A 9128-nucleotide genomic window follows, 5' to 3' on the forward strand; every position below is an offset into this window, starting at 1 on the left:
TAGACGTTTAGGTAAATCCGGATTACAGCTCAGTGCGTTATCACTGGGCAGCTGGTTAACCTTTGGACAACAAATCAGTGATAAAACAGCCGACGAACTCATGGGCATTGCGTACGATGCAGGGGTCAACTTCTTTGATAATGCCGAAGGCTATGCAGCAGGCAAATCGGAAGAAGTGATGGGTAAGATACTGAAAACACATCGATGGGAGCGGGAATCTTTTGTCGTTTCCAGTAAAGTGTTTTTCGGTACAGAGAACAAAGGACCAAACCGGGTTGGTTTGTCCAGAAAACATGTTATTGAGGCCTGTCATGGTGCATTGAAAAGACTTCAGGTAGATTATCTTGACCTCTATTTTTGCCATCGGCCAGATAAAAATACGCCCATAGAAGAAACTGTCTGGGCGATGAATACCCTGCTTCAACAAGGAAAGATCCTTTATTGGGGAACCTCAGAATGGAGTGCTGCAGAAATTATGGAAGCGATAGGGGTGGCTAAACAATACAATCTGATTGGCCCAACCATGGAGCAGCCTCAATACAACCTCATTGAAAGGCATAAACTGGAAAATGAATACCTGCTGCTCTTTAAAGAGTACGGATTGGGTACAACAATCTGGTCGCCGCTGGCTTCCGGATTATTATCAGGAAAATATACCTCCGGCAAAACCAAAGACACCCGGCTCGATTTAAAAGGAATGGAGTGGTTAAAGGAATCCGTATTGAACGAAGAAAAACTGAAGAAGGCCACCGCACTGCAAAGCCTGGCTGATGAACTGAATGTTCCACTGGCTAAATTGTCATTGGCCTGGTGCCTTAAAAATCCCCATGTAAGTACAGTGATCCTGGGAGCTTCTAAAACAGCCCAGCTAAAAGAGAACCTGACCACACTGGAAGTTGTTCCTTTGCTTACCGCTGAAGTGATGGAGAAGATTGAAGGGATAATGAAGACCAAACCGGTCCTGTCCCAATTTTAGAAAATTCAATAAAAGAGGCCGGCAATTTTGCCGGCCTTTTTGTCTTAATAATAAGTTAAGCGTACCACGCCAGCCAGCTTTTTAGCCAGTCGGATTACCTGGCGGGTATAACCATATTCATTGTCATACCATGCATACAGTACCACAGACTTCTGATCTTTAGAAATGATGGTTGCCGGGCCATCGATGATCGAGGCATGGCTGTTTCCAATCAGGTCTGTACTCACCAGTTCGTTCGAAGTAGAATATTCTATCTGTTCAGACAAGTCACCAAATAAAGAAGCCTGTCTCAGCAGCTCTTTCACTTCATCCAGAGAAGTTACCTTATTTAAGGATAGATTTAAAATCGCCAGAGAAACATTTGGCGTAGGAACGCGAACAGCATTTCCCGTTAATTTTCCACCCAGATGCGGAATGACTTTGGCTACGGCTTTATCTGCCCCGGTCTCGGTAATGACCAGGTTCAAAGCTGCAGATCTGCCCCTGCGGTATTTTTTATGGTAATTGTCCAGCAGGTTCTGGTCATTGGTATAAGAATGGATGGTTTCAATATGTCCTTTTTCAATGCCAAAAGCCTCGTCAATAAGTTTTAAGACAGGAACAATTGCATTGGTGGTGCAAGAAGCATTGGAAAGGATACTTTCAGCTGTAAAATCGATATCTGTATCATTGACACCTGTAACCACATTAGGGATATCTCCCTTGGCCGGTGCAGTCAGTAAAACTTTACTGATGCCTTTGGCGCTCAGGTGCCTGCTTAAACCTTCCCGGTCCCTGTAAACACCCGTATTGTCAATAAGTAAAGCATCTTCAATATCATAAGCGGTATAGTCTATATTTTCCGGTTCCTTCGCTACAATAAAACTAACGGTCTGGCCATTAATGATCAAAGCCTTACTGTCAAAATCTTCTGTAATAGTACCGGTAAAAGGGCCATGGATAGAATCTGTGCGAAGCAACTCTGCTCTTTTGATTAATTCCTCATCTGTGCAGCTGCGGGTAACAATCGCCCTTAAACGCAACTGTTCACCTTTTCCGGCTTGCAGGATCAATTCTCTGGCCGCAATTCTTCCAATCCTTCCAAAGCCATACAAAACCACATCTTTAGGCTTAAGGCTGATCTTATCCTTACCGATGTGTTTACTGAGTCTGCCGATAATGAAATCGTGAACGGAAGGATAGTTGCGGTTGTCTTCCAGCCATTCTGAAGCCAATCTTCCAAGATCAATACGGGAAGGGGCAAGGCTGGAATTTGAAATGGCGGTAGCCAGTTCCAGTGTTTCATAAATACTGATGTCTTTTCCGCTGACTTCTTTTGCATACTGATGGTGCGCCAGGATTTCGCTGCTGCCAACATCAAATAAGGGTTTACGGAACAAGACCAGTTCGATAGATCTGTCGAACCACAATTGACCAACTATTTTAATCAGTTCAATTGCTTTCTTTTCTTTTTCAATCCAGTTTTGAAACTCTGATTGGTACTTCTTTAGCATTTCTAGAATTTTTGGTTAGAATGCCACAAAAGTAAAAAAGATTGAGCGAGTACCCAATCTTTTTTACTTTATAATTTGTTGATCTGATGAGGATCAGCTTATCCTAAATAAGACTTCAGAATTTTACTTCTTGAAGTATGACGCAAACGTTGCAGTGCTTTATCCTTGATCTGACGTACGCGTTCCCTGGTCAGATTAAACTTCTCACCGATTTCTTCCAGGGAAAGCGGATGATTGGTACTCAATCCAAAGAAAAGAACAATAATCTCACGTTCACGTTCTGTAAGCGTAGACAAAGATCTTTTAATCTCCTCCGACAAAGATTCGTTGATCAGACTGCTGTCTGTATTCGGTTCGTGATTTTCAAGTACATCCAGTAAGGTATTTTCCTCTCCCTGAACAAAAGGCGCATCCATAGAAACGTGACGTCCTGAATTGCTCAGCGTATCAGAAATTTTATCAACTGTGGTTTCCAGAATATCGGCCAGTTCTTCCGGAGAAGGCTCGCGTTCATATTCCTGCTCCAGTTTAGAGAAAGCTTTACTGATTTTGCTCAAAGAACCTACCTGGTTTAAAGGCAAACGTACAATACGGCTTTGCTCAGCGATCGCCTGCAAAATAGACTGACGAATCCACCATACCGCGTAAGATATAAATTTGAAACCTTTTGTCTCATCAAAACGCTTGGCAGCTTTAATTAAACCCAGATTACCCTCGTTAATTAAATCACCTAAGGTCAAACCCTGATTTTGGTATTGTTTCGCTACAGAAACAACGAAACGTAAATTGGTCTTTGTTAAGCGCTCAAGTGCAGCCTGATCTCCTTCGCGTATCTTCCTTGCTAGTATTACTTCTTCTTCGGCGGTTATTAAATCTACTTTACCAATCTCGTGCAGGTATTTGTCCAATGACTGACTTTCGCGATTGGTAATGGATTGCGTGATTTTGAGTTGTCTCATTTATATGCTTTGGTACTCGTTATATGTTTGAACGTGCAAAAGTAAGAATTTAAAAGGTAATATTTCACATAAAATCCTGAAAACGTTACACTTTACACCATTTATTTGTATATAGATCTTCTAACAAAAATTATTCCAAAATTGTTTTGGTCCATTTTGTCATAAAATATATATGACGATAAATAATTATTGAGAATCAATAATAATATTTTGATATGCAATAATTAATAATGTATGTTTGTTTCAGAAATAATTGAAAACTTCATCATTTTATAATCTGATGACATATGTGGGTTTCAGGCTGTTAAAGGCGAATTACACGATGTCATGCTTTTTTTAAAATACCGCTTTTCCCTTTAATTCTTAAAAACAAAAATCAGTTATTCTATGCCAATTATTATCAATTTAGACGTTATGCTGGCCAGAAGAAAAATGTCCCTTAAGGAATTAAGTGGAAAGGTCGGCATTACCATGTCCAACCTTTCCATTATCAAAACAGGCAAGGCTAAGGCCGTACGCCTGGAAACCTTAGAAGCTGTTTGCAGGGTACTGGACTGCCAGCCTGGAGATATTCTAGAATACAGGGATTAAGTCAGATCGGAAATCTCTGCTGCAGGAGCATTCTTTTTGACCGATTCAATGCCATTTTCCCTGCTGGATACAGATTCGTACATTTCACTTGACCCGATAATCTGTCCGTTGGTTGCTTTTAAATTAAAAAAAGGTTTTCCGCTGGCAGAAGTCTTTCTGTCATATTTACTGTCATCCGGCGAATTTTTCTTAACAGATTCTACACCATTCAGACAATTCGCTTTATTGGAATAGCCTTCACTGGTCAGAATAACCTGTCCGTTTCCTGCTTTTAGGTTGAACTGAAACTCTCCGTTTTTTCTTGTTGTGATTTCAAATTTGCCCATAATCGAGTTTTTAGGTTGATACAGATGGATGTTATTTACACCAATTTATAAAAACCAAAGGAGTTAACCTAAAAAATCAATTATTTTAATTCACAAATGTGAACTACATCTCGCTAAGTTTAAACGTACGGTCCAGTCTGATCCCTTTTTCTGTTTGCTGCAATGTACAACATTCATTGACAGGATCGTGTTCCAGGTAAAGAATGTAATTCCGGTCTGTAGCTTCCTGCAGAAAGGCCTTTTTTTCCGTTAAGGTTTGCAGCGGGAACATATCATAGGCCATCACATAGGGCAGGGGAATATGCCCTACAGAGGGGAGCAGATCGGCCATGTATACAATTGTCTGATCTTTGTACTGAATTTGGGGCAGCATCATTGCATCGGTATGTCCATAGGCAAAGCGGATGTTGATGCCCTGGTGGAATTCTATTCCATCCTGATCTTCAATAAAGCGCAACTGTCCACTATCCTGAATAGGCAATATGTTTTCTTTTAAAAAGGAAGCCTTTTCCCGATCATTCGGTTCTACGGCCCAGTTCCAGTGTTTCTTATTGCTCCAGTAAAATGCATTTTTAAATGCCGGACGTAATTTATCGCCTTCCCTTACAATAGAACCTCCGCAATGGTCAAAATGCAAATGGGTCAAAAATACATCGGTAATATCAGCCCGGCTAAAGCCTTTTGCGGCAAGAGATTTGTCTAATGTATCGTCGCCGTGAAGATAATAATGGCCCAGGAATTTTGCATCCTGCTTGTCGCCAATACCATTGTCTATCAGGATCAGGCGGTTTCCATCCTCAATCAGTAAACACCGCATCGCCCAGCTGCACATATTGTTTTCATCAGCCGGATTGCTCTTTTGCCAGATAGATTTCGGTACAACACCAAACATGGCGCCACCATCCAATTTGAATAAGCCTGTATCAATCGTATATAAGTTCATCTTCAGAATAAGTTAATGCTGTAAATATAAACATAAAAAAAGAGGTAGCTCATCGCTACCTCTCTAAGTTTTATTGCGGTTTTCTTAATCCGCTACAAGTGGATCACTTCGCCGTATGCGTCAGCTGTAGCCTCCATAATCGCTTCACTCATGGTTGGGTGAGGATGGATAGATTTCAGCATCTCATGACCTGTGGTTTCCAGTTTACGGGCAACAACAATCTCTGCGATCATCTCCGTAACATTCGCTCCAATCATGTGTGCGCCCAGCAATTCGCCATATTTAGCATCGTAGATAACTTTTACAAAGCCATCTTTCGCTCCGGCAGCACTTGCTTTACCAGAAGCTGAGAATGGGAATTTACCAATCTTCAATTCATAACCCGCTGCTTTAGCTGCTTTTTCTGTATAACCTACAGAAGCAATCTCAGGGGTAGTATACGTACATCCAGGGATGTTGTTGTAATCGATAGGTTCAGGATGATGACCTGCAATTTTCTCTACGCAAGTAATTCCTTCAGCAGAAGCAACGTGCGCCAGTGCCTGTCCGGAAACGATATCTCCAATCGCATAATAACCTTTAACGGAAGTGTTGTAGAATTCATCAACAACCACTTTACCTTTTTCAGTTTTAATACCGGTTTCTTCCAGACCCAGGTTTTCAATATTGGCTACAACTCCAGCAGCAGAAAGTACAATATCACATTCTAAAGTTTGCATACCTGCAGCGGTTTTCACCTGCACTTTACATCCGTTACCACTGGTGTCTACAGATTCCACGCTTGAAGAAGTCATTACGTCGATGCCTACTTTTTTAAAGCTGCGCAGCAATTGCTTAGAAACATCCTCGTCCTCTACAGGAACGATATTATCCATAAATTCTACAATGGTCACTTTAGTACCCATAGTTGCATAGAAATAAGCAAACTCAGAACCTATTGCACCAGAACCTACAATCACCATGGATTTTGGTTGTTCAGGTAATACCATTGCCTGCCTGTAGCCAATCACTTTTTTACCATCCTGTTTCAGGTTAGGTAATTCTCTTGATCTGCCACCAGTAGCAATAATAATATGTTTAGCCGTGATCTCTTTCTGTGAACCATCCGGAGATTTTACATCTACCTTATTACCTGGTTTCACTTTGGCCGTGCCCATGATCACTTCAATTTTGTTCTTTTTCATTAAGAACTGAACACCTTTGCTCATGCCATCGGCAACACCGCGGCTGCGTTTAACCACAGCAGCAAAATCTGCCTCAGCTTCAGCGGTTTTGATTCCGTATTCTGATGCATGATTAATATATTCAAATACCTGGGCACTTTTTAATAAGGCTTTGGTTGGTATACATCCCCAGTTCAGGCAGATTCCGCCTAAAGATTCTCGCTCCACTATTGCAGTTTTTAAACCCAACTGGGAAGCTCTGATTGCAGCTACATATCCACCAGGACCGCTGCCTATTACAATTACATCGTAGTTCATATCTTATAAAAGGAAAAACTTAAGTACTTGCCAAAATTAAAAAAAATGTTGGTTATATCCGGGCCTGTGAGATTTTTGTGTTTCACATTTGGGTAAATTAATTTAACATGGCCCTAGTGTTAACAAATCTCGCCCATTCTTGCGCCTAACAACAAATTTCTGCTACTCTGTTGTTTAGGTAATCTAAAATTTATGTTAATTGTTGAAAAATACCTAAATTGTTAATGATTATTTAACATTGAATATTAAAATCTGTGGCCTATGAATATTTATCTTTGCTGCAGATATATTATTCATTATCAGAACAAAAATTATTCACTCATCTAAAAAGTATGAACAAATCTTTACTATTTAAAATCGTAGTAATCGTTGTTGCTTTTGTTGGTTTCCTTTCCGGTGCAAACGCGCAGGTAACCACATCTGCGATGAACGGTATTGTTACTGATGCCAAAGGCCCAATGCCGGGAGCAACAGTTGTGGCCGTTCATGGTCCTACAGGAACAACTTACAAAACAATTACAAGAGGTGATGGCCGTTACAATTTTACCAACATCAATGTTGGCGGTCCTTACACAGTAACTGCCAGCATGGTTGGTTACAATGCTGCAAAGAGTGCAAACATTAACCTTGGATTAGGACAAAATTTTAAAGTAGATTTAAAATTGCAGGAATCATCGCAATCTCTTGCAGAAGTTTCCATCGTATCCAAACAAAACAAAACCATCAACAGTTCACGTACAGGAGCGCAGACAAGCGTTTCCCGGGAACAAATGGAGAAACTACCTACATTTAACCGTAGTGTGACCGATTTAACGAAACTAACCCCACAGTCCAACTCACAGGGAAATGGTTTTTCATTCGCTGGTCGTAACAACCTGTTCAACTCTTTTACCATTGACGGATCGCAGTTTAACAACTCTTTCGGTCTTACTGCCCTTCCTGGGGGTGGTACAGGTGCTCAGCCCATCTCTTTAGATGCGCTTGATCAGTTGACCATTAATATTGCCCCTTACGATGTAAAACAAGGTGGTTTTACAGGAGGTAGTGTAAATGCGGTTACAAAAAGCGGAACCAACAAATATTCCGGATCTATTTATACACTTTATAAAGATCAAAATCTTCAGGGTTATAAAGTTGGTGATTATACCGTGCCTAAAAACGCAAGTACTACTTTTACCAATAAGATTTTTGGCGCACGTTTAGGTGGTCCAATCGTAAAAGATAAACTCTTTTTCTTTGTAAACGGAGAGATCACCAGAAGAGCATTTCCTGGATCTAACTGGACAGCAAACAGAGGCCAAAATAACAGTGGAAGTTCCCTGGTAAAAGCATCAGATCTGGATGCGGTAAAAAGTCTGTTGATTTCTAAATACGGATATGATCCAGGTGTTTATGAAGGTTATACAGATGATCAGCAGGCAGACAATTTAACTGCGCGTATCGACTGGAACATCAATTCTACCAACAAGCTGACCGTTCGTTACAATTACCTGAAGTCATTTAAAGATCTTGATCCAAGTGGTTCAAACTCGAACACCGGCCGTGGGCCAAGCGCAACCTCTTTAGATTTCTCTAATATGCGTTACCGCTTTTTCAACAATACTAAATCTATTGCTGCAGAGTTGAACTCAAGATTTGGAAATAAATTCTCTAACAACTTACAGGTAAGTTATTCTGCATTCCGCGATTACCGTAACATCTATGGAAATCCATTTCCTGTTGTAGATATTGAAAATGGAGCAGGTGCAAATTACATCTCTCTGGGATCTGAACCTTTCAGCGGTTTTAACACATTGAACCAGGATATTTACTCTTTCACAGATAACTTTAATATTTATGCAGGAAGTCACAACATCACCATCGGTGCTACTGCTCAGTATTTAAAATATGCCAATGGATTTGCGCAATTTGTTTATGGTCAGTACAGGTATAAATCGGTATCTGATTTCTTAGCTGCCGCTGGTGACCCTACAAACCCTAATGCTCCTCTTCCTTCTTTATACCAGTTAACTTATTCTGCTGTAAGTGGCGATTCAAGACCATTGGCTAAATTATCGATGGCCCCAATTGGAGCTTATGTACAGGATGAGTGGATGGTTAGAGATAATTTCAAATTGACTTACGGCGTACGTGCAGATATGCCAATTTATACTTCAAAAATCACCTCAAATCCTGCCGTTACAGCAGCGACTTTCCGTGACGGAGAGAAACTGGACGTAGGTAAATTACCAAAGAACCAAATTCTGATCTCACCTAGAGTAGGTTTTAACTGGGATGTAAACGGAAATCAGTCACTGCAGGTTCGTGGTGGATCGGGTATCTTTACAGGTGGTATGCCAGGTGTATATCTGGTTAACCA

Annotated in this window: 8 protein-coding genes; 3 read left to right on the forward strand and 5 right to left on the reverse strand. The window is 40.8% G+C overall.

Annotation, left to right across the window (positions count from 1 at the left end; genetic code table 11):
- Positions 1-976 (forward strand): aldo/keto reductase (locus VNZ46_RS09890; RefSeq protein ID WP_325560007.1); only part of this gene is annotated, 976 nt, incomplete at its 5' end.
- Positions 977-1020: 44 nt separating this feature from the next.
- Here the strand turns inward: VNZ46_RS09890 and VNZ46_RS09895 are convergent.
- Both VNZ46_RS09895 and VNZ46_RS09900 read right to left on the reverse strand, forming a co-directional pair.
- The gene (locus VNZ46_RS09895) at positions 1021-2469 is read right to left on the reverse strand and encodes a glyceraldehyde-3-phosphate dehydrogenase (protein WP_325560009.1); all 1449 of its coding nucleotides are present in this window, start codon (positions 2467-2469) and stop codon (positions 1021-1023) included.
- Positions 2470-2567: 98 nt separating this feature from the next.
- On the reverse strand, positions 2568-3428 hold the full coding sequence (locus VNZ46_RS09900; RefSeq protein ID WP_008242129.1) for a sigma-70 family RNA polymerase sigma factor: 861 nt from the start codon (positions 3426-3428) through the stop codon (positions 2568-2570).
- 387 nt (positions 3429-3815) lie between these two features.
- Between VNZ46_RS09900 and VNZ46_RS09905 the strand changes: the two genes are divergently transcribed.
- Positions 3816-4019 (forward strand): helix-turn-helix transcriptional regulator, encoded by a 204-nt coding sequence (locus VNZ46_RS09905; protein WP_325560011.1) that lies wholly within the window; start codon positions 3816-3818, stop codon positions 4017-4019.
- On the opposite strand, the gene VNZ46_RS09910 is transcribed toward VNZ46_RS09905, so the two are convergent.
- The 3 genes from VNZ46_RS09910 to lpdA form a co-directional block, all read right to left on the reverse strand.
- Positions 4016-4345 carry a YegP family protein gene (locus VNZ46_RS09910; RefSeq protein WP_325560012.1) on the reverse strand — a complete coding sequence of 110 codons (330 nt, stop codon included), beginning with the start codon at positions 4343-4345 and terminating at the stop codon, positions 4016-4018. The genes VNZ46_RS09905 and VNZ46_RS09910 overlap by 4 nt on opposite strands.
- Before the next feature lie 103 nt (positions 4346-4448).
- Positions 4449-5288: an MBL fold metallo-hydrolase gene (locus tag VNZ46_RS09915; RefSeq protein ID WP_325560013.1), complete on the reverse strand. Its 840-nt coding sequence runs from the start codon at positions 5286-5288 to the stop codon at positions 4449-4451.
- Between the two features lie 92 nt (positions 5289-5380).
- A complete protein-coding gene (lpdA, locus tag VNZ46_RS09920) occupies positions 5381-6769 on the reverse strand; it encodes a dihydrolipoyl dehydrogenase (RefSeq protein ID WP_325560014.1) in 1389 nt (462 codons plus the stop codon).
- Positions 6770-7101: 332 nt separating this feature from the next.
- Here lpdA and VNZ46_RS09925 point away from each other — a divergent pair.
- On the forward strand, positions 7102-9128 hold a 2027-nt coding region (locus tag VNZ46_RS09925; RefSeq protein WP_325560015.1), incomplete at its 3' end, for a TonB-dependent receptor.

This window comes from Pedobacter sp. (assembly GCF_035566355.1).
In the GTDB taxonomy this organism is placed as follows: Bacteria; Bacteroidota; Bacteroidia; order Sphingobacteriales; family Sphingobacteriaceae; genus Pedobacter.